At 73.4% G+C, this 19622-nt stretch carries 17 protein-coding genes; 7 read left to right on the plus strand and 10 right to left on the minus strand.

The annotated features are described in order from the left end of the window. Nucleotides 1-114: 114 nt before the first annotated feature. A complete protein-coding gene (locus tag ACFC1F_RS00575) occupies nt 115-1029 on the minus strand; it encodes a menaquinone biosynthetic enzyme MqnA/MqnD family protein (protein WP_148643284.1) in 915 nt (304 codons plus the stop codon). 322 nt (nt 1030-1351) lie between these two features. Here ACFC1F_RS00575 and ACFC1F_RS00580 point away from each other — a divergent pair, with 322 nt between their 5' ends. Further along, a complete protein-coding gene (locus tag ACFC1F_RS00580; protein ID WP_057227626.1) occupies nt 1352-1555 on the plus strand; it encodes a cold-shock protein in 204 nt (67 codons plus the stop codon). 1588 nt (nt 1556-3143) lie between these two features. On the opposite strand, the gene ACFC1F_RS00585 is transcribed toward ACFC1F_RS00580, so the two are convergent. Continuing rightward, nucleotides 3144-4505 carry a dicarboxylate/amino acid:cation symporter gene (locus ACFC1F_RS00585; RefSeq protein ID WP_376154700.1) on the minus strand — a complete coding sequence of 454 codons (1362 nt, stop codon included), beginning with the start codon at nt 4503-4505 and terminating at the stop codon, nt 3144-3146. Between the two features lie 458 nt (nt 4506-4963). On the opposite strand from ACFC1F_RS00585, the gene ACFC1F_RS00590 reads away from it, so the two are divergent. Both ACFC1F_RS00590 and ACFC1F_RS00595 read left to right on the plus strand, forming a co-directional pair. Then, nucleotides 4964-6178 carry an MFS transporter gene (locus ACFC1F_RS00590; RefSeq protein ID WP_376154702.1) on the plus strand — a complete coding sequence of 405 codons (1215 nt, stop codon included), beginning with the start codon at nt 4964-4966 and terminating at the stop codon, nt 6176-6178. 418 nt (nt 6179-6596) lie between these two features. Beyond that, nucleotides 6597-6728, plus strand: a complete 132-nt coding sequence (locus ACFC1F_RS00595) for a hypothetical protein (RefSeq protein ID WP_376154704.1) — start codon at nt 6597-6599, stop codon at nt 6726-6728. Between the two features lie 56 nt (nt 6729-6784). Here ACFC1F_RS00595 and ACFC1F_RS00600 read toward each other — a convergent pair whose 3' ends face one another. The 4 genes from ACFC1F_RS00600 to ACFC1F_RS00615 form a co-directional block, all read right to left on the minus strand. Continuing rightward, complete coding sequence (locus ACFC1F_RS00600) at nt 6785-7897, minus strand: LacI family DNA-binding transcriptional regulator (RefSeq protein WP_376154705.1); 1113 nt, start codon at nt 7895-7897, stop codon at nt 6785-6787. A 196-nt stretch (nt 7898-8093) separates the two neighbouring features. After that, nucleotides 8094-8429, minus strand: coding sequence for a DUF4229 domain-containing protein (locus tag ACFC1F_RS00605; protein ID WP_307853162.1), 336 nt, complete (start codon nt 8427-8429; stop codon nt 8094-8096). A gap of 172 nt (nt 8430-8601) precedes the next feature. Then, on the minus strand, nt 8602-9129 hold the full coding sequence (locus ACFC1F_RS00610) for a GNAT family N-acetyltransferase (RefSeq protein ID WP_209412967.1): 528 nt from the start codon (nt 9127-9129) through the stop codon (nt 8602-8604). A gap of 22 nt (nt 9130-9151) precedes the next feature. Continuing rightward, on the minus strand, nt 9152-10471 hold the full coding sequence (locus ACFC1F_RS00615; protein WP_376154707.1) for an MFS transporter: 1320 nt from the start codon (nt 10469-10471) through the stop codon (nt 9152-9154). A gap of 123 nt (nt 10472-10594) precedes the next feature. Between ACFC1F_RS00615 and ACFC1F_RS00620 the strand changes: the two genes are divergently transcribed. Continuing rightward, nucleotides 10595-11572, plus strand: coding sequence for a GlxA family transcriptional regulator (locus ACFC1F_RS00620; RefSeq protein WP_376154709.1), 978 nt, complete (start codon nt 10595-10597; stop codon nt 11570-11572). A 374-nt stretch (nt 11573-11946) separates the two neighbouring features. Here the strand turns inward: ACFC1F_RS00620 and ACFC1F_RS00625 are convergent, their stop codons facing one another. Beyond that, entirely contained in the window at nt 11947-12489 is a 543-nt protein-coding gene (locus ACFC1F_RS00625) for an ATP-binding protein (protein WP_376154710.1), read from the minus strand. A gap of 584 nt (nt 12490-13073) precedes the next feature. Between ACFC1F_RS00625 and ACFC1F_RS00630 the strand changes: the two genes are divergently transcribed. Both ACFC1F_RS00630 and ACFC1F_RS00635 read left to right on the plus strand, forming a co-directional pair. Then, complete coding sequence (locus ACFC1F_RS00630) at nt 13074-13955, plus strand: sigma-70 family RNA polymerase sigma factor (RefSeq protein ID WP_376154817.1); 882 nt, start codon at nt 13074-13076, stop codon at nt 13953-13955. Further along, nucleotides 13952-15133, plus strand: coding sequence for a zf-HC2 domain-containing protein (locus ACFC1F_RS00635; RefSeq protein WP_376154711.1), 1182 nt, complete (start codon nt 13952-13954; stop codon nt 15131-15133). Before ACFC1F_RS00630 ends, ACFC1F_RS00635 begins: the two co-directional genes overlap by 4 nt. A 92-nt stretch (nt 15134-15225) precedes the next feature. Here ACFC1F_RS00635 and purU read toward each other — a convergent pair whose 3' ends face one another. Together purU and ACFC1F_RS00645 are read right to left on the minus strand one after the other, a co-directional pair. Continuing rightward, the gene (purU, locus tag ACFC1F_RS00640; protein ID WP_376154713.1) at nt 15226-16092 is read right to left on the minus strand and encodes a formyltetrahydrofolate deformylase; all 867 of its coding nucleotides are present in this window, start codon (nt 16090-16092) and stop codon (nt 15226-15228) included. A 224-nt stretch (nt 16093-16316) separates the two neighbouring features. Continuing rightward, nucleotides 16317-16832, minus strand: coding sequence for a hypothetical protein (locus tag ACFC1F_RS00645; RefSeq protein ID WP_209412962.1), 516 nt, complete (start codon nt 16830-16832; stop codon nt 16317-16319). Between the two features lie 173 nt (nt 16833-17005). Between ACFC1F_RS00645 and ACFC1F_RS00650 the strand changes: the two genes are divergently transcribed. After that, entirely contained in the window at nt 17006-18307 is a 1302-nt protein-coding gene (locus ACFC1F_RS00650; protein ID WP_209412961.1) for an ABC transporter substrate-binding protein, read from the plus strand. A 103-nt stretch (nt 18308-18410) separates the two neighbouring features. Here the strand turns inward: ACFC1F_RS00650 and ACFC1F_RS00655 are convergent, their stop codons facing one another. Continuing rightward, nucleotides 18411-19532 (minus strand): hypothetical protein, encoded by a 1122-nt coding sequence (locus ACFC1F_RS00655; RefSeq protein ID WP_376154715.1) that lies wholly within the window; start codon nt 19530-19532, stop codon nt 18411-18413. Nucleotides 19533-19622 lie beyond the last annotated feature (90 nt).

Here is a 19622-nt window from a genome sequence, read left to right on the forward strand (position 1 = left end):
GGCCGGAATCGGGCCACGACCGCTGCGGCCGGGGCCAGACCTCGACCAAGACGGCCCGGGGTCAGGCCTCAGCCAACTTGGACCGGGGGCAGGCCTCGACCAACACGGCCCGGGTCAGGCCACGACCGCCGCGGGCTCGGGCTCCAGCAGCCGGACCTCGACGTCCGGGGCGAAGCCGCTGTCGTGGGCGACCCGGCGGGCGAACTCGGCCACGCCGGCCAGCTGCCGCTCGCCGAGCGAGAAGTCCAGCGCCTCGCTGAAGTACCGCTCCAGCACCCCGGCGTCGAACGCCTCCCAGCGGGCCGCGTGCTCGGCCACCTCGCCGGCCTCGACCAGGGAGAGGTCGCGGGACTCCAGGAAGGCCCGGTGCACCGCCGCCGTCAGTTCGGGGCGGCGCTCGGCGAAGTCGCGGCGGGCGGCCCAGACGGCGAAGACGAAGGGCAGGCCGGTCCACTCCTTCCACATCTCGCCGAGGTCGTGCACCGCGAGCCCCTTCGCGGCCGCCTGGCCCAGGTAGGCACGCAGCGCCGGGTCGCCGATCAGGACGGCGGCGTCGGCCTCGGCGAGCATGGCGTCCAGGTCGGGCGGGCAGCTGAAGTACTCCGGCCGCACCCCCTCGCGCTCCTCCAGGAGCAGCCGCGCCAGCCGCACCGAGGTCCGGCTGGTGGAGCCGAGGGCGACCTTGCGGCCGTCCAGCTCGGCCAGCGGCAGCTTGCTGACGATCACGCAGGACATCACCGGGCCGTCGCTGCCGACCGCGATGTCGGGAAGGACGAGCAGTTCGTCCGCGTGCCGCAGGTACTCCACGCAGGTGATCGGACCGATGTCCAGCGAGCCGCCGACCAGCTGGTCGCTCAGCTTCTCCGGGGTGTCCTTGGTGAGGTCCAGATCGAGCAGATTGCCGGTCCTGGCCAGGCCCCAGTAGAGGGGGACGCAGTTCAGGAACTGAATATGCCCGACCCGCGGCCTGACCGGGGTGTTCTCCCGGTGCTCCCGGTGCTCCTGCGTCTCCGCATCCGCTACCGCCACTGCGCCGCTCCCTTGCTGTTCGTGCGCCTCCACGCACCGTACGCCTGCCGTTCGGGAAGCCTCGCACCGGCCTTACGACACGCCCGATCCACCCCTCAAGTCACCTCTGGTCGTGACAGCGCACGCATGCTAGCGTTGCTGTCAGTTGCAGTTTGATTCCCCTTGCAGTACTTGAAGCCTGCGGAGCATGTAACCGCAGGCTTTTTGTAGTTTTTCAGCAATATCGAAAAACTCCGGACCCGTCCGGAGGCAGGGCGATCAGCGCAGCGGACCGGGTGCCACACGGTGTGGCCCCCAATACGTCCCTCGCAAGGAGAACGGCATGGCTCAGGGAACCGTCAAGTGGTTCAACGCTGAGAAGGGCTTCGGCTTCATCGCCCAGGAGGGCGGCGGCCCCGACGTCTTCGTCCACTACTCCGCCATCAACGCGAACGGTTTCCGCTCGCTGGAGGAGAACCAGGCGGTCAGCTTCGACGTCACCCAGGGTCCGAAGGGCCCGCAGGCGGAGAACGTCACCGCTATCTGATCATCCTCTGATGACCTGATCGCTCGGGACCCCTCGGGTCCGCCGACGGCACTCTGGCCGTCACCATGAGCACAAGAGCAATACCCAAGGGGGCCCGACCATCCGTCGGGCCCCCTGCCTCTTGTCCCGCCGAGGACGCCGGCCCACCACTGCCACCGCCACCGTCCACGGCCCCTCGTCGCGATCCGGCAGCCGTAGGCCCTCCCGAATCCCACGTACCCCGGATCTGACGCCCCGGATCCCATCCGGCGACCTCCCGGCCGGGGCCGCCGCCTACGCCCCGCCTCCCTGCGACCGCCCGGAGCCGGCGCTTCCAGGCCTGGCGCGTGGCCGGCCGACCGACGGGGCGGCGTAAAGCCGACCGTCGACACGAAGGCGCACGCCAAGGGGGACATCAAGAAATCCTCGGGAATTCCGACATCGAAGGCCCGCTTCGGACCCTGAGCGCCGTGAGTTCACTGACCACAACACGCTCGCCCTTGTCGACAGGCTCAGGCCCTGGCTGTTCGACACCCCGGCCTTCGCCCTGCCGGTCCTCACCAAGGCCACCGACGCCGGCCGGCTCGACGGGTTCGTCGACAGTCCCAGGGGCCGGGAATTCCTCAGCCGGTCGGCCAGGAGTGCATCAGCGCGGTCGTGAGGGACGCCGGACTCGGCGAGGAAACCGGGACGCATCTACTTCGAGCAGCCCGCGCAAACAATAAGGTCGCTCCCGCTGACCGTGGAGATGAGAACGGACTCCGAAGCGGGCAGGTGGCCACTCGTCTCCCAACTCGCGCGATCTGCTGGTCGAGCCGGCGGAACACTGCCTGTCGCAGGGCCGGACCCAGGAGGTCCGCAGCCTGGCACTGCGCACGTCGACCAAGCTACTGAACCGCCCGTAGCCCGAAGCCCAGCTGCCGGACCGCTCGTCCCCGCCGCCCGACCCCGCTGTCGGCGCCCGCCGTCCGGCGCCGACAGCCGCAGCCAGGCAATGCCGACCAGCTCGCGGACGATGTCGTCCTTGGGAGGCACCTCAAGCTTGTCGTTCATCATCTGGGTGAATTCGTTCACCAGATCGCGCTCCTGCGCCTCGCGTCGGCCTGGGCGAACCTGTCGATGATCTCCGGTGAGACCTGGCTGGCCTTCTCCGCGTTCTGCTTCTTGGCGAGCTCGGCATCTGCCCGCTGACCGCCGAAAGCAGGAGCACAACGCCCACCAGCCCTACCAGCCCCATCAGCCATCGAATCGCCGGATGAATTCGAATCGAAGGGGATTCCCGGAGGGCTGCTGCGACATTCCGTCCTGCCTTCCACAACGGCAACGTCCCGGACGGCCGAGTTCACGCCCTCAAAGCTCACCCGATACCGAATCTCCGACTCTCAACACGGGCGGTGACCCCCTCGGTCGTCGCTCCACCGTGCCCCCGGGCACACGCCCGGGGATCCGTCTGAACAGCCCCGCAGCCACTGAACAGCCCAGCGGCCACCTGTCCCTCGCGCGCCCGCAGCGGAAGCAGCGGCCCCCTCCCCCGCCACGAAGCCCTCCCCCACGACGAAGCCCGCCCCCGCGCCGGACGGCGTGGGGGCGGGCTCCAGGAGTACGGGCGTCAGGCGGCGGCGGGCGCCTTCACGGAGGCCTGAGCCGGGATGACGGCCGACTGGGCGTCCTCGTAGAGGTCGCCGTGCGGGTTGTTGTAGGCGGCCAGGTCGAGGGTCTTCTCGCGGGCCGCGACCAGGATCGGGACGACAGCTTGTCCGGCGACGTTGGTGGCGGTCCTCATCATGTCGAGGATCGGGTCGATGGCGAGCAGCAGACCGACGCCCTCCAGGGGCAGGCCCAGCGTCGACAGGGTCAGGGTCAGCATGACGATCGCACCGGTCAGACCGGCCGTGGCGGCCGAGCCGATGACCGAGACGAAGGCGATCAGCAGGTAGTCCTTGATGCCGAGGTCGATGCCGTAGACCTGGGCGACGAAGATCGCGGCCAGCGACGGGTAGATCGCGGCGCAACCGTCCATCTTGGTCGTGGCGCCGAACGGGACGGCGAACGAGGCGTACTCGCTCGGGACGCCGAGGCGCTCGGTGACGCGGCGGGTGACCGGCAGGGTGCCGACGGAGGAGCGGGAGACGAAGGCCAGCTGGATGGCGGGCCAGGCGCCCTTGAAGAAGTTGACCGGATTGAGGCCCCCGGCGAACTTCAGGAGCAGGGAGTAGACGACGAACAGCACCAGCGCGCAGCCGACGTAGATGTCGACGGTCAGCGTCGCGAACGGCTTCAGCAGGTCCCAGCCGTACTTGGCGACGGACTTGCCGATCAGGCCGAGGGTGCCGAGCGGGGAGAGCCGGATGACCCACCAGAGGGCGGTCTGCACCAGCTCCAGCACGGACTCGTTGAGCTTGAGGATCGGCTCGGCCTTGGCGCCGAGCTTGATGATCGCCGCGCCGACCACGACCGCCAGGAAGACGATCTGGAGGACGTTCACCTGGGTGAAGGCGTCGACGATGTTGGTCGGGAAGATGCCGGTGAGGAAGTCGATCCAGGTGCCGGTGGACTTCGGCGGCTTGAGACCCTCGGTCTTGAGGTTGGTGCCCTCGCCCGGGTTGGTCAGCAGGCCCAGGCCCAGGCCGATCGCGACGGCGATCAGCGAGGTGACCAGGAACCAGAGCAGGGTGCGGGCGGCGAGGCGGGCCGCGTTGGTGACGTTCCGCAGGTTGGCGACGGACACCACGATCGCGGTGAAGACCAGCGGCGGGACGGCCAGCTTCAGCAGCTGGACGAAGATCCTGCCGATCGTCTCCAGGGTGGTGGCCAGCCAGGAGATGTCGGCCGCGCGGGCCAGGTAGCCGAGACCGATGCCGAGCACGAGGCCGGCGACGATCTGGACCCAGAAGGGGGTCTTGCCAAGCTTCGAGCTTCGCAGCCTGGCGAGCACGGACGGCGACGAGGTCGCCTCGGGCGCTGTGGACATGACGGTGCGACTCCGGGGGAGGGCGTTACTGACGGTGAAGTGAGGCGGGGAAGGCGGCACGGCGCGCGGGCCGGACGGGTTGGGGTCGGCCCCCGGTCAGGGGCGTGCCGCCTGAATACAGCTCATGGCGCGACAACGGCGCGGGCTGTCCACAGCACCCGGCAGGCAGCACCGGCGGGCGGCGCCGGGCATCGAGCCCAGGCCGTTCGTCCGGGGTGCTCCTGAGGTGGTCATGGCCGGTACGTTAGCAGCAAAGGTTTGAGATGTTCAAAGTAGTTGTTTGAGATGCAGGCGGCGGTGCGATCAATTCCGGACACGAACGAGGCTGACGCACCATCAGATCTTCTGCGGGGCCGGCGGCCACCCCGGGGGTCACCTCGATTGACCGACGCCGGTTATACGTATAACTTGGCAGGACAGCCCCCCGCCCCTCCCTGCCCGGAACCGGAGAACCGTCCATGGGCTATGTCGCCCTGCTCCGCGCCCCGCACGTCAGCCGCCTCCTCTTCGGCACCCTGCTCGGCCGCCTCCCCGCCGGCATGACCGCCCTGGTGATCGCGCTCGCGCTGCGCGAGGCCGACGCGCCGTACAGCCGGATCGGGCTGGCCACCGCCGCCTACGCGATCTCGGCCGCCGTCGGCGGGCCGGTCCTGGGCCGGATCGTGGACCGCACCGGACAGCCGCGGGTGCTGCTCGCCTCGGCCGTGGTCGCCGGCGGCGGCTACGCGCTGCTCGCGCTCGCGCCCGGCTCGGCCGTGGCCGCACCGGTCGGCGCCGCGATCGCCGGCCTGGCCATGCCGCCGCTCGAACCCTGCCTCCGCTCGCTCTGGCCGGACGTCGTCGAGGAGAAGCAGCTCGACACCGCGTACGCCTTCGACTCCGCCTCGCAGCAGATCCTCTACGTCGCCGGACCGCTCGCGGTGGCCGGCATCGCGGGCGCGGTCAGCCCGGTCGCGGCGCTCTGGGTGGCCGCCGGCCTGGGGCTGGCCGGGGCACTGATCGTGGCCACCGCCGGACCGGCCCGGGCCTGGCAGGCGCCGCCGCGCGCCCACTCGGCCGGCCTGCTCGGACCGCTCCGCTCCCCCGGGCTGGTCCTGCTGCTGGTCGGCCTGGCCGGCGCCGGCTGGGCGGTCGGCGCGCAGAACGTGCTCTTCATCGCCTACGCCGAGGCCCACGACGGCGCACTGCCGGGTGGCGCGGGAACCCTGCTGGCCCTGGCAGCGCTCGGCGGCCTGCTCGGGGCGCTCGCCTACGGCGCGGTGCAGTGGCGCAGCAGCACGGCCACCCGGACCTGGGTGATGGCGCTCGGGATGGCCGTCAGCTACCTGCCGTTGGTGCTGCTCCCCGGGCCGTACGCGATGGCCGGGCTGGCGTTCCTCTCCGGGATCGGGCTGGCGCCGCTGCTGGCCGCCGCGTTCGTCCTGGTCGCCGAACTGGCGCCGGCCGGCACCGTGACCGAGGCTTTCGCCTGGCTGGTGACGCTGTTCGCGACCGGCAACTCGCTCGGCTACGCCGTCTCCGGCAGCCTCGCCGAGGGGTCGCTGCGCTCGGTGGCGCTCTGCGCGGCGGGCGGGATCGCCCTGGGCGGGCTGCTGCTCTTCGGCGCCCGTCGCTGGTTCCGGCCCGCGCCTGCCGCCGCGGTCCCGGCGGCGGAGCCGGTGCTGGTGGGCTGAGCCCGTACCGGTGGGCTGAGCCGGTCCTGGTGGACCGAGCCAGCCGGCGGAGGCGGGCCGGGCCCGCCCCAGAGACGTGACTGCGCCCGTCGGACCGGGTGGTCTGGCCGACGGGCGCAGTCACTTGTTCACTCCCTCACCCGGCACCGCCCGGCACGGGCTTCCCGAACAGCCGTGGCCGCCGCGGCCTCCTCGGGCGACCGGGATGAGCCGCAGGTCCGCGCCGAGGACGGCCGCGCCGAGCACGCCCACGAGGGTGGTGGTCCCGCCGCCGGTGTCGGGCAGCGTGCCGCCGTGGGTCGGCGACTGCGTCGGGTGCTTCGCGCGGGTCAGGTGGCTCGTGTGGGTCAGCTAGCTCGTGTGGGTCGGCGCGCGCGTCGGCTACCAGGGCGGCGCCCGAGTCGGCGAAGGGCTCGCCGTGGACGACGGCGAGGACGTCGGCACGCACATCGGCGCGGACCTCGGCCGTAATCGTCACGTCGGTGTGGCGCGAGACGATGCGGCGATCTTTCACCCGTTCGGGTGGGCGGACATACCCGGGACGGCCTGACGGCGCGACAGTCCCGGGCGCGGCGTTCCGGGGCAGACGCGCCCGGCGGCAGGCCGTCAGGAGCGGTCGGAGGCCGCGGTCGAGGAGCGCAGCACCAGCGAGGTGGCGAGCGGCGGGACGGGGGCCACCGACTCACCGCGGAGCAGGTCGGCGAGGGCGGAGACGCCGGCCCGGCCCAGCTCCTCGCCGGGCAGGTCCACGGTGGTCAGCGGCGGGGCGAGCAGCGCGGCCACCGGAACGTTGTCGATGCCGACCACCGAGAGGTCGCCGGGCACCCGCAGTCCGAGTTCGGCGGCGGCCTGGTAGACCCCGGAGGCCACCACGTCGTCGTCGCAGATCACCGCGTGCGGGCGGTCCGGTCGCTCCAGCAGCCGGCGGGCGACGCTGCGGGCCGCGGGCTGGCCCTCGTTGAGGCTGACACCGAGCTCGACCACGTCCAGGCCGAGCGCGCGGGCGGCCTCCTCGAAGGCGGCCTGGCGGACCCGGAAGGTGTACGCGGAGTGCGTGGAGCGCAGCCGGCCGAGGCGTCGGTGGCCCAGTCCGGCCAGGTGCTCGACGGCGGCGCGCATGCCGCCGGCCACGTCCAGCTCGATGGTCGGGCGGGCCCGGTCGGTGCCCGGGTCGGCGTCCAGGAAGACGGCGGGGGTGTCGGCGGGCAGCTCGCCGAGCTGGCTGTCGTCCGGGGAGCAGATCAGCAGGCCGTCGAAGCGGCTGGTGGTGGCGGCGTCGGCGAGGGTGGCGCTCCCCCAGCCGGAGCTGACCACGACGGCCAGGCCGTGTCTGCCGGCCTCGGCGTGGACGCCCTCCAGTACCCGGCCGAAGAACGGGCCGAGGATGTTCGGCACGGCCAGCAGGATCATGCCGCTGCGGCCGAGGCGGAGCTGGCGGCCGGCCGCCTGCGGGCGGTAGCCGAGGCTGCGGGCGGCCTCGCGGACGCGCTCGCGGGTGGCGTCGGAGACCCGGCGGCCCGCCTCGGAGCCGGAGAACACCAGCGAGACGGTGGCCTGGGAGACCCCGGCGAGACGGGCGACGTCCCTTCCGGTGGGTCTGCGCACCGGCGCCGGCCAGGTGCCGCTGGCCACCTCGTCCGTCGCGGCCGCAGGCGCGGCGGACGCACCGGGAGCACTCGGCGCGGCGGCCGCACCGGGCACGCCGGGCACGCCGGGCACGCCGGAAGCACTGGACGTCGGGCCGGCCGACTTCTCGTGCGCGGGCCCGTCGTTCCGGGACGCGGAGCCAGAGGCGGATGCGGGTCCGGACCCGGAGGCGGACGCGGGTCCGGAACCGGAGGCGGACGCGGGTCCGGGCGTGGGGGCGGAGGTGGACACGGCGGCGGTGCGGGCCGGTTCCAGCGGGCCGCCGCGGCTACCGGGCCGCCGCGCGGGCGGCCTCGTCGGCGGCGTCCTCCTCGGCGTTCTGCGCCGCGATCCGGTCGGCCGTCCGGTTGCGCAGGTCGTTGACCTTGCCGGAGATCTGGGCCGACATCTCGTTCCGCTGCTTGTTCAGCAGGACGTAGCTGAGCGGCGCCGAGACCACCGCGGCCAGCAGGAAGAGGAAGATCACCCCGAGCTCGCCCGCGACCGGGATCACCCCGAAGTGGCCGAGGAGGAGGGCCACCAGCAGGCAGCCGAGGAAAATGCTGACCCGCAGGGACGTGTAACGGAGCGTGGCGTGCGACTTGCTGCTCACATTGCTGCTCACCGGGAACACATCCTTCTCTGTGCGGGGCTCGGCCGGTCTCCCAGTGAAGCATGCCCGACGGGCCGCGCGGGGAACGGGTCGCCCGTCCCCCGCGTCCGGACGGCCGCCGCACCCGCCGTCGGCCACGTCACACCCGCCGTCGGCCACGTCGCCCCCGGCGCCGGGGGCGTCATCAGCGCAGGTCGAGCCACATGGTGACGTCGTCGCGGTCGTCCCCGGGGGCGACCCGGATCGCCGCCGGGACCCGGCCGGCCTCCGTCCAGCCGCAGCGCCCGTAGAACGCCTCCAGGCCGAGCCCGCCGCGCAGGGTGAGCCGCAGGCTCTCCAGTCCCCAGGCCCGGGCCACCCGCGCGGCCTCGGCCATCAGCTCGGCGCCGTAGCCGCGCCCCTGGAAGTCCGGGTGCACCATGACCCGCTTGAGCAGCCGCCAGTGGTCCATCGGCCCGAACCGCATCGACTCGAAGAACAGCAGGCCGGCGAGGCGGCCGGTCTCCGCATCGTGGGCGACCAGCAGGCGGTCCGGCTCGCCCGGCCCGACGCCCGCGAACTGCACGTCGGCGGTCTTCCAGACCTCGTCCTCCGTCACCGGCGCGACGAAGCCGACCGCGCCCCCGGCGTTGGTGACGTCCGTCCAGAGCCGGACGGCGGCGGCCCGCAGCCCGGGGTCGAGGTCGGGGTCCAGGGTGAAGACGAGTGTCATGGGCGCGGAGCCTACCCGCCGCCTACGACAGTGCCGGGGCCGGCCGGGCCGGCCCGCTCCCCCGCAGTGCCAGGCAGAGCACGACGGCGACCGCGCAGAGCCCGCCGGCCGCGTACCAGGTCAGGTCGTAGCTGCCGAGCGCGTCCCGGGTCAGGCCCGCCAGGCCGGCCACCACGGCCGCGCCGATCTGGTGGCAGGCCAGCGCCCAGCCGAAGACGATCGGCGCGTCCTCGCCGAAGTGGCGGCGGCAGAGCGCGACGGTCGGCGGCACCGTGGCCACCCAGTCCAGGCCGTAGAAGATCACGAAGGCCAGGATCGGCGGCTCCAGCGAGCCCGCGAACAGCTGCGGCAGCAGGAGCAGCGAGAGCCCGCGCAGCGCGTAGTAGACGACCAGCAGCAGCCGGGAGTCGAAGCGGTCGGTGAACCAGCCGCTGGCGATCGTGCCGACCACGTCGAAGACGCCGACCAGCGCCAGCAGGCTCGCGGCCGTGGTGACGGGCAGGCCGTGATCGTGGGCGGCCGGGATGAAGTGGGTGCCGACCAGCCCGGCGGTGGTCGCACCGCAGATCGCGAAGGAGCCGGCCAGCAGCCAGAACGCCCGGCTGCGCACCGCTTCGCGGAGCACCCGCAGCGAGCGTGCCACAGCCCGCCCGCCGGGCGCCGCGGGCGGCTCCTCGGTGGCCCCGTACGGGAGCAGGCCGAGGTCGGCCGGGCGCTCGCGCATCAGCAGCAGCACCGGGACGGCCACCGCGCTGGCGGCCAACGAGACGACCACCACCGCCGAGCGCCAGCCGTGCTCCTCCACCAGCCAGGCGCCGAGCGGCAGGAAGACCAGGTTGCCGGCCGCGCCGGCCGCGGTGAGCACGCCGGTGACCAGCCCCTGCCGGGCCCGGAACCAGCGGCCGGTGATCGTGGTGGCGAAGGCGCCGGCCATCGAACCGCTGCCGAGGCCGACCAACACGCCCCAGCAGAGCACCAGTTGCCAGGGCTCGCGCATCAGCATGGTGAGGCCGGAGCCGACCGAGATGGTGAGCAGCGCGCAGACCACCACGAGCCGGACGCCGAACCGGTCCATCAGGGCGGCGGCGAAGGGGGCGGTGAGTCCGTAGAGGGTGAGGTTGACCGAGGTGGCGCTGGAGATCGTCCCCATCGACCAGCCGTACTCGTTGTGCAGCGCGTCCATCATCAGGCTCGGCGTGGAGCGGAACCCGGCCGAGCCGAGCAGCACCAGCAGCGAGACGCCGGCCACCACCCACGCGTAGTGCAGCCGGGGCCGGCCGGCGGCGGGCGGGGTCGGCGGGGTGGGCGGGGAGTCGATCGTGGGGGCGTTCCGTTCGTTCACCCGGCCGAGTCTCCCGAACGGCCCCGGCACCCACGAGTGGCCTGACTGCCAGGTTTCGCAAGAATCGGGCCAGCTGCCCGGCGTACGCTGGGACCCCTGATCGGGCACGGAACGGGAGACCGGGTGGCGCACAAGGTCGCGGTACTGGCCCTCGACGGGGTGATCGCCTTCGAACTGGGCATCCCCGCAAGGATCTTCGAGTCCGCCAAGGACGCCGCCGGCGTCCCGTACTACCAAGTGGCCACCTGCACCGTGGACGGCCGGCCGGTCGCCACCAGCAGCGACTTCCGGGTCGCCGTCGACCACGGGCCCGAACTGCTGGAGTGGGCGGACACCGTGGTCGTCCCGGCCTCCACCGACGAGGGGCCCAAGCAGGTGGACGCCCGGCTCAGCCCCGCACTGACCGCCGCGCTGGCCCGGATCCGGCCCGGCACCCGGCTGGTCTCGATCTGCACCGCCTCGTTCGTCCTGGCCGCCGCCGGTCTGCTCGACGGCCGCCCGGCCACCACCCACTGGAGCTACACCGGCCGGTTCGCCGCGCTCTTCCCGAAGGTCCGGCTCGACCCGGACGTGCTGTTCACGGACGACGGGGACGTGCTCACCTCGGGCGGGGTGGCCGCCGGCGTCGACCTCTGCCTGCACATCGTGCGCCGCGACCACGGCAGCGCCGTGGCCAACGCGGTGGCCCGCACCTGCCTGGTGCCGCCGTGGCGCGAGGGTGGCCAGAAGCAGTACGTGGCGATCCCCCGCCCGGCCGCCGAGACCGGCCCGGGCACCGCCGCCGTCCGGGCCTGGACGCTGGAGCACCTGGACGAGCCGCTGCCGCTGCGCCTGCTCGCCGGCCGGGCGGGGATGAGCGTGCGGACCTTCACCCGGCGGTTCCGCGAGGAGACCGGCGCCAGCCCCGGCCAGTGGCTGACGGTGCAGCGCACCGAACGGGCCCGGCAGTTGCTGGAGCGCACCGACCTGACGATCGACCAGGTGGCCCGGGAGTCCGGTTTCGGGACGGCCGCCTCGCTCCGGCTCCAGCTGCGCGGCCGGCTGGACGTCGCGCCGAGCGCGTACCGGCGAACGTTCCGGGCCCCGGAGCAGGTGGGCTGACCAGGTGGCCGAAAGACGCCCCCGGCAGTGGACGGATTGGATGGCGGCAGGCCGCACGCACCCCGAGCACGGCACGGCAGGCCGCCATCCAACCCCCTCGCACGGGCCCCTGAACCCGCGCAACCGCACTCCGCACTCGCCAAGGAGCCACCGCGCGACCGGTAGACCACGGCCCCCCTGCTGACACGATCCCCCTGGACAGCAGCACCGCAGCGGCGTTCGGGTGTTCCCTCGGCGTCCCCTCGCAACGGAGAGCTGCTCCCAAGCGTGATCAGTCGGATACGTCACGTCAATGGGTTGTCAGAAATTCGGAATGGTTGCGTCAGCTTTCAGCCCGATGATCGCCGGGTGACCGCCCGGTGTCGCGGGGAGGGTCACTGCGCCAGCGCGGCCCAGTCCACGGCGGCCAACGGGTCCGCCGGCCGGGCGTCCGCGCCGATCTCGCACCAGACGCGCTTGCCCGAACCGTCCGGATACCAACCCCAGCGGTCACAGAGCAGTTCGACCAGTTCCAGGCCGCGGCCGTTGGTGGCGTCGGTGTCCGCGCCCGCGTGCCGCGGGGCGGGGGCGGCCTGGCTGGCGTCCGCGACCTCGACCCGGAGCGGGCCGACGGCGGCCGACTCGCGCACCTGGCAGCCGGAACCGTCCGGGCCGGCGCCGTCCGCGGTGCCGGCCTGCACCGGGTCGCCGTCCGCAGCGGAGCCGTCCATCGGGAAGCAGAGCCGCAGCACGGCAGGACAACCGGTGTGCACCACGGCGTTGGTCACCAGCTCGGAGACCACCAGCACGACCGTCTCGGCGATCGGGGCGTCCGGGTCCACGCCGTGGTTGAGCAGACGCGAGCGCACCCACCGGCGGGCCCGGCCGACCTCCGCGGGGTCCGCCTGCACCGCCAGCTGTACCTGAAGAACCTGCACCGCTCCACCACCCGCACTCGCAGTTCGGCCGTCGTCTCGATCAGGCCGGATCGTCCAGCCGGCCGGCCCTGGCGCGCGCCGGGCCACCGCACGCCGGGCCGCGCCGCACGTCAACCCGGTACGTCGTGCCCGCGCCGTCTCGTCCGTCGCGCACAGGCTGCGACACGAATACGCCTCAGGATGAGTCGGCGGACGGGGCGCAGCAAGCGCTTCGGGCATATTCCAGCGATCGGGGGACAGGGCAGTGCATACTGTCCCGTTCACTCACGCGAGCCTCGTACCGGCGCTCGTCCGACCGGCGGCCGACCGGCCGGACACGCAGTGGCGAACCTACCGCCGGACACCCCCGCGGCCCGGCCCGCCACTCGCGAACGCCCCTTGCGACATATGTCCACCGGTCTTCGAACAGCGGGATCGGCGGCAGATCCCCCGATGTGACGATCCGGAACGAGGCCCGCGGCGCCGGCCCCGGAGGACGATCCGAAACTGCGGACTCCGTTCTCCCCGGAATCCACCCGTCCCCGGAAGACCGCAAGATACCGTTGAGTAAGGCGGCGGATCCCACGGCAGGAGGGTGGTTGACGATGGCCATCCCCGGCAGCGCCCCGCGCTGGGACGAGCAGCTCCAACTCCGGCTGGCCCGGGGTGAGGAGACCGCTCTCGGCGAACTCTACGACCAGCTGGCGCCGATGGTGCACGGGCTGGCCGGGCGGATACTGGCCGACCAGGCCGCGGCCGCCCAACTGACCCGCGAGATATTCGCCCACGTCTGGGAGCACCCCGAGTCCTTCGACCCCGCCCAGGGCTCGCTCCGCTCCTGGATCGGCTCGCTGACCCACCGCCGCGCGGTGGACCGGCTCCGGGTCCGGCGCGCCGCCGAGGTCCCGGCCTTCGGCGACGGCTACCGGGACGGCCCGGGCGGCGAGGGCGGCGAGGGCGTCAACCGCTCTTCCGGCAGCGGCACTTACGGCGAGGACTCGCCGGTCGAGGAGGAGATCCGGACGGTGGCCACCGCCGCCCGGATCCAGGTCGCGGTCGACTCCCTGCCGCACAGCCTGCGTGAGACGATCACGGTGTCGTACTACGACGGCCGCACCTACCAGGAGACGGCCCGCCGGCTCGGCATCAGCGAACAGGCCGCCAAGCAGCGGATGCGGCTCGGCCTGGAGCTGCTGGCCACCGAACTCGCCGAGGAGCGCGACCGCCAGCGACGGGCCCGGAACAGCCGCGGCAGGACCGGTGGCGACCGGGGCGGCGAGGGCCGGGGCGGCGACGACAGAGCCGGCGACGGCCGGCCGCACGGGGAACGGCACCCGGGAGAACACCCGGGCGAGCAGGACGAGCCACAGACGCGGCGCGGTCAGGACGACCGGCACAGCAATCGGCACAGCAATCGACACCACGACAGGTACCACGACAGGCACCACGACGGACCGCGGCACCGGAACGAGGACGGGGGCACGTGACGACCACCGAGGACCAGCACGAGGCCCTGCGCTCGCTGCTCGGCGCCTGGGCCCTGGGCGCCTGCCCGCACCCCGAGGCCGCCGAACTGGAACTCCACCTGAAGGCCTGCCCGGGCTGCGCCGAGGAGGCCGCCCGGCTGCGCGAGGCCGCCGGCTGGCTCGCCGTCGACGAACCGCTCGACCAGCCCGGTTCGCTGCGCCAGCAGGTGCTCGACTGGTGTCTCGCCCGGCGCCCGGCCGAACTGCCCGTCCCCGTCTGGGGTGCGCCCTACACCGCCGAGACGGCCAAGCTCGACGCGCTGCTGCGCGACCTCGGGCCGGAGGAGTGGCAGGAGGTGGCCGAACTCCCCTGGCACGGCGGCACCGAGTACCTGCGCCCGGCCGAGGTGCTCTGCCACCTCGCCGCCGTGGACGGCTACCTCGCCCTCGCCCTCGGCCTGCCCGACCCCGTCCCCGGTGGGGGCACGCCTGCGGCCGGCCGCCGGGTGCCGCCGCAGGACCCGGCACCGACCGTGCCCCGGGTGCCGCCGCAGGGCCGCCCGCCGTTCGCCGCGATCGCCGAGCGCACCGCCCGGCTGACCGCCGAACAGGCCGGCCTGCCGCCGCAGACGGTGCGCGCCCGCTGGCGCCGGCACTGCCACGAGCTGGTCCGCACCGCGGCGTTGGCCCCGCAGGGCAACACGCCCGTCGACTACGGCTTCGCGACCGTCCCGCTGCGCGACGCCTTCGTCGACCGGGCCTTCGAGTGCTTCGTCCACGGCGAGGACGTGGCCCGCGCGGTGGCGTACCCGTACGACCCGCCGGCGCCCCAGCACCTCCGGCAGATGGTCGACCTGGCCGTCCGGATGCTCCCGCCCGTGCTGGCCGGGCTGCGCGCGGCGCGGCCCGAGCACGCCGGTGCGCCCGCGGTCGCACCGGGCGCGGACGGCCGGACGGGCCGGCGGGTCCGGCTGGTGATCGACGGCCCGGCGGCCGGTGAGTGGCTGATCCCCCTGGACGGCCCGGAGAGCGGTCCGCCCGGCGGGGACCCGGTGGCCGCGCTGGTGCTGGACGGGCTGGAGTTCTGCCAGCTGGCGGCCGCGCACCGCGACCCGGACCGGCTGCCGGTGGGCGCCCACGGCGACCGGGCGGCGATCCACGAGGTGCTCCACGCGGTCCCGCTGCTCTCCCGGCCGTAGGAACCCCGAAACCCCGGGACCACGGGGCCACGGGCCCTCGGCGCCGGAACCCGGGAGCCGCGGCCTCGGGGCCCGGGGTCAGGAGCCGGGGATCAGGCGAAGACCACCGTGCGGGTGCCGTTGAGCAGGACCCGGTGCTCGCTGTGCCACTTCACCGCACGGGCCAGCGCCTGGCACTCGACGTCCCGGCCGAGCGCGACCAGCTGGTCCGGGGTGACGTCGTGGGTCACCCGGGCCACCTCCTGCTCGATGATCGGGCCCTCGTCGAGGTCGGCGGTGACGTAGTGCGCGGTGGCGCCGATCAGCTTCACGCCGCGGGCGTGCGCCTGGTGGTACGGCTTGGCGCCCTTGAAGCTCGGCAGGAAGGAGTGGTGGATGTTGATCACCTTGCCGGACAGCGCCGTGCAGAGCTGGTCCGAGAGCACCTGCATGTAGCGGGCCAGTACGACCAGCTCGACCTTCTCCTTGGCGACCAGGTCCAGCAGCTGCTGCTCGGCCTCGGCCTTGGTGTCCCGGGTCACCGGGATGTGGTGGAACGGGATGCCGTAGCTCTCGGTCAGGCCGCGCAGGTCGGTGTGGTTGGAGACCACCGCGGCGATCTCCACCGGCAGGGCGCCGATCCCGGTGCGGTAGAGCAGGTCGTTCAGGCAGTGCCCGAACTTGCTGACCATCAGGACGATCCGCATCCGCTCCTCGGACGGGTGGATCTGCCACTCCATCCCGAAGGAGGCCCCGATCGCGGCGAAGCTGGCCCGCAGCTTGTCCACGGTGACCGGCTCGACGGCGGAGAAGTGCACCCGCATGAAGAACAGCCCGCTGTCACCGTCGCCGAACTGCTGGCTGTCGATGATGTTGCACCCGGTCATGAAGAGGTAGCTGGAGACCGCGTGGACGATGCCCTGCTTGTCGGGCGAGGACAGCGTGAGGACGTACTGGGCGCTGGCCGGCTGCTGTTCCACGGTGGGGGGTCTCCCGTCCTGGGGTCGTGCTCCTGGTGAGTGCCCCAGCGTGTCACATCCTGGACAGCCGCCGTCCCGCTGCCCGCACTGCGGGACGGCCCGGTCCGGCCGCGGGGCGCGGGGCCCCGGCGGGCACCGCGCAGCACCGCCCCGGAACCGGGCCGAAGCCGGTCGGGGCGGCGTCGTGGCAGGTCAGGGCCGGGTCGGCACGGGTCGGCCCCGGGTCAGGACGCGGTCAGGATGCGCAGCACGTCCAGCGAGCGCGGCGGGGCGTCCGGGTCCTCGCCGTCGTTGACGGCCAGCTTGACGTGGGCCTCGCGGGCCGCCCGGACCGCCTCCGGCCAGCCGTGGTGGCCGAGGTAGGCGGAGGCCGGGGCGTCCGCGCCGACCTGGTGGAGGATGCGGACCACCCGGAGCACCGCGACGTCCACCACCGCGGCCTCGGCCGAGTCCCGGAAGATCGTGCCGACGTACTTCTCGGCCGACCACCGGTCCAGCCAGGTGTCCTCCACCAGCCGGTACACGGCGTCGGTCACGTCACCGAAGCCCTCGCGGCCGGCCAGCCAGGTCTCCTGCTGGAAGCCGGGGTCGGACAGCATGTGCAACGCCGAGCGCAGTCGGGCACGCCAGCGCCACCAGGGCAGGTCGTTGAGCGGCATGCCGCCCATCGTGCTTGAGCGGTGGCCCGGACGAGAAGGGTTTCGGGCAGACCGATACGAAGAATCTGTGCTGGCGGACATGGTGGACGATCGTACGTTCCCCAAAGGTTCGTGCTCTACTCCGGCTCTACACGCGTCCAAGCCCGGAGTTCGGCCGCCGTTTGCCAACCGTTCCCTTTTCGGCCCTCTCGGCGTGTGGCGCCGGGGCTTGGCTGGTGCCGGTGCGCCGCAGAGCGCCCCGGGAGGGAAGACCGATGACCGGCCGAAAGGGCTCGTTCCAGAGTCAGAATCCGATCGCGACACGGCGCCACCGCCGCCCGATCACCGCAGCCGCCACCGCCGTGGCACTGCTCCCAACCCTCTTCTCGGCCTCCGCGTGCGGCGGACCGGCCGATGCCGCCACCAGTGCCGGCGACCTGACCGTGATGACCTGGGCACCGTCCGGTACCGGGTCCGCCGACCGGCCCGGCATGACCGCCCTCGCAGATGCGATCGGCCGGGACGTCAACGCCAAGGGCGGCCTGAACGGACGCAAGCTGCGCGTCCTCACCTGCAACGAGCACAACACCGCGGACGGCGCCACGGCCTGCGCCCAGCAGGCGGTGAGCGCCCAGGCGGTCGCGGTGATCGGCTCGTACAGCCAGTACGGCGACCGTTTCATGCCGGTCCTGGAGCGGGCCGGCATTCCCCTGATCGGCGGGTACGGGCTCTCCCAGCCCGAGTTCAGCAGCCCGCTGTCGTACCCGGTGGCCGGCGGCATGCCGGCGCTGATCGGCGGCAGCGGCCGGCAGCTGGTGGAGGCCGGCTGCAAGGCCGTCTCGCTGGTCCGCCCGGACACCCCGGCCGGTGACAACCTGCTCGGCTACCTCGCCAACGCGCTCAAGCCGGCCGGGATCAAGCTGCTGGACGTCAAGGCGCCGGAGCAGTCCTCGGACTACACGCCGGTGGCCCGCAAGGCGATCGGCAAGGACGAGGCGGGCAACTGCCTCACGTCCGCCCTGGGCGCCGAGCCGACCGGCAACCTGCTCGACTCCTACCGCCGGCTGAGTCCGCGGAACACCAGGATCGCCTCGGTCATCGGCAGCGTCCAGCAGTCGGTGGTCGACTCGACCGGCGGCGACAGCGGCCCGCTGGCCGGTGCCTACGTGACCGGCTGGTACCCGCCCGAGTCGGCCAAGACCTGGGACGCGCTGCGCGCGGTGGTCCGCAGCGACGCCGCCGGCGGGCGCAGCATCGACGTCTCCGACCCCGGGGTGCAGACCACCTGGGTCGCGTACGAGGTGTTCCGGCAGGTGGCCGACCGGCTGAACGCGGCCGGCCGCCCGGTCAGCTCCAAGACGGTCACCGGGCTGCTGGACAGCGGCGAGCAGGTGGACGTCGGCCTGACCCCGCCGCTGAACTGGGGCACCACCAACATGCTGCCGAGCACCGAGTCGCCGCGGCTGGTGAACACCTGGGTGACGTACCAGGTGGTCAAGGGCGGGCGGATGACCCTGCAGCAGCCCGGCTTCGTGGACGTGCGCTGGGTGCTCACCGGGAGCAGGCCGCCGGCCTGACCCCGGGCCCCGGGGCTCACCCCCGAGGGCCGTACCGCGAGGGGCCGTACCGGGCAGCCGGTGCGGCCCCTCGGCACAGGTCCCGCGGGCGCCGGCCCCCGTGCTACAGGTCCCCGTCGCCGCGGGTCGGCAGGCCGGTCTGCCCGGCGATGGTGTTCCAGAGGCCGGAGGCCTGCTTCTTCGCGGTGGTGGCCGTGCCACTGGCCTGGACCGCGTTCTTGTAGTGCTGGTTGTCGGCCTTCTTGGCGTCGCAGGCGGCCTGCATGTCCGTGGCCCAGGCCGCGTACTCGTCGTCGGCGGTCGCCGAGGCCGTCCAGGCGGCGTTCAGCTGCTCGACCAGCTGGGGCCCGCCCGGCAGCTTGTCCGTCTTCAGCGCCGCCAGCTTGGTCTGCAGGTCCCGGCGCTTGCCCGCGGCGTCGGCCAGCGCCTGCTGGGACTCGGGCAGCTTGTCGCACTTCTGCACCGCGGCCACCGCGCCGATCACCGCCTGGCGGCTGTCGTTGGCCGTGCCCAGCAGATCGGAGAGCGGCTGGGCCTGCGCCTTGACCTCCGGGTTGACCGTCGCCGCCGACGCGCTCGCGGTCGCCGGGCCACCGCTCGCGGCGGCGCTGCCGGTGGTCACCGGATTGGCCTGCTTCTCCTTGCCGGCGGACTGGTCGTCGCCGCCGCTCAGCAGGACGGCGACCAGGATGCCGGCCGCCGCACAACCGGCCACCACGCCGCCGATGATCAGCTTGCCGGACGAACGCCCGCCGTCGCCGCCCCGCGCGGGGACCGGGCCGGTCGGGTAGTCCGGCCCCGCGTACTCCGGCTGGGCCGGGTACTCCTGCGGGGCCGGCTGGTAGCCCTGCTGCGCCTGCGGGTAGGCCTGCGGCGGAGCGGGCTGCTGGTAGCCGGGCCGGGCCGGGTAGCTGGCCGCCTGCGGGTCCGCGGTGGGGTAGGGCGGCAGGTACTGGGTCGCCGGGGCCGGATCGGCCTGCGGAGCGCCGTACCCGGGGTGCGGAGCGCCGCCCCACGGGGCGCCCTGGGCCGGGATGGCCTGGGTCGGCAGCGCGTGCGCGCCCTCGCCGAGGTACTCTGGCTGACCGTCCGGCGGCAGGTACTGCTGGCCGGGCCCGGCCTGGCCGGGCGCACCGCCCTGGCCCTGCGGCTGGCCGGGCTCCGGGCGGAACAGGTCGTCCAGGTTGAAGTCACCCGAGTTCGGGTACGAGCGGCGCTGACTCAACGCGATTCCTCACCTGTGCACGACCGCGCGCTGACGGCGGACCACATCTCGTCGGTTCTTGGGAGCATCACAGTTCCTTGGACGTCGCGC

The organism is Kitasatospora sp. NPDC056181 (assembly GCF_042266225.1).
GTDB lineage: Bacteria > Actinomycetota > Actinomycetes > Streptomycetales > Streptomycetaceae > Kitasatospora.

Excerpts from the sequence above, each read along its gene's own strand:
- ACFC1F_RS00585 (WP_376154700.1), bottom strand. The coding sequence starts at position 4,505 with ATGTCCACAGCGCCCGAGGCGACCTCGTCGCCGTCCGTGCTCGCCAGG.
- ACFC1F_RS00650 (WP_209412961.1), top strand. The coding sequence starts at position 17,006 with ATGACCGGCCGAAAGGGCTCGTTCCAGAGTCAGAATCCGATCGCGACA.
- ACFC1F_RS00630 (WP_376154817.1), top strand. The coding sequence starts at position 13,074 with ATGGCCATCCCCGGCAGCGCCCCGCGCTGGGACGAGCAGCTCCAACTC.
- ACFC1F_RS00590 (WP_376154702.1), top strand. The coding sequence starts at position 4,964 with ATGGGCTATGTCGCCCTGCTCCGCGCCCCGCACGTCAGCCGCCTCCTC.
- ACFC1F_RS00580 (WP_057227626.1), top strand. The coding sequence starts at position 1,352 with ATGGCTCAGGGAACCGTCAAGTGGTTCAACGCTGAGAAGGGCTTCGGC.
- ACFC1F_RS00645 (WP_209412962.1), bottom strand. The coding sequence starts at position 16,832 with ATGTCCGCCAGCACAGATTCTTCGTATCGGTCTGCCCGAAACCCTTCT.
- ACFC1F_RS00610 (WP_209412967.1), bottom strand. The coding sequence starts at position 9,129 with ATGACACTCGTCTTCACCCTGGACCCCGACCTCGACCCCGGGCTGCGG.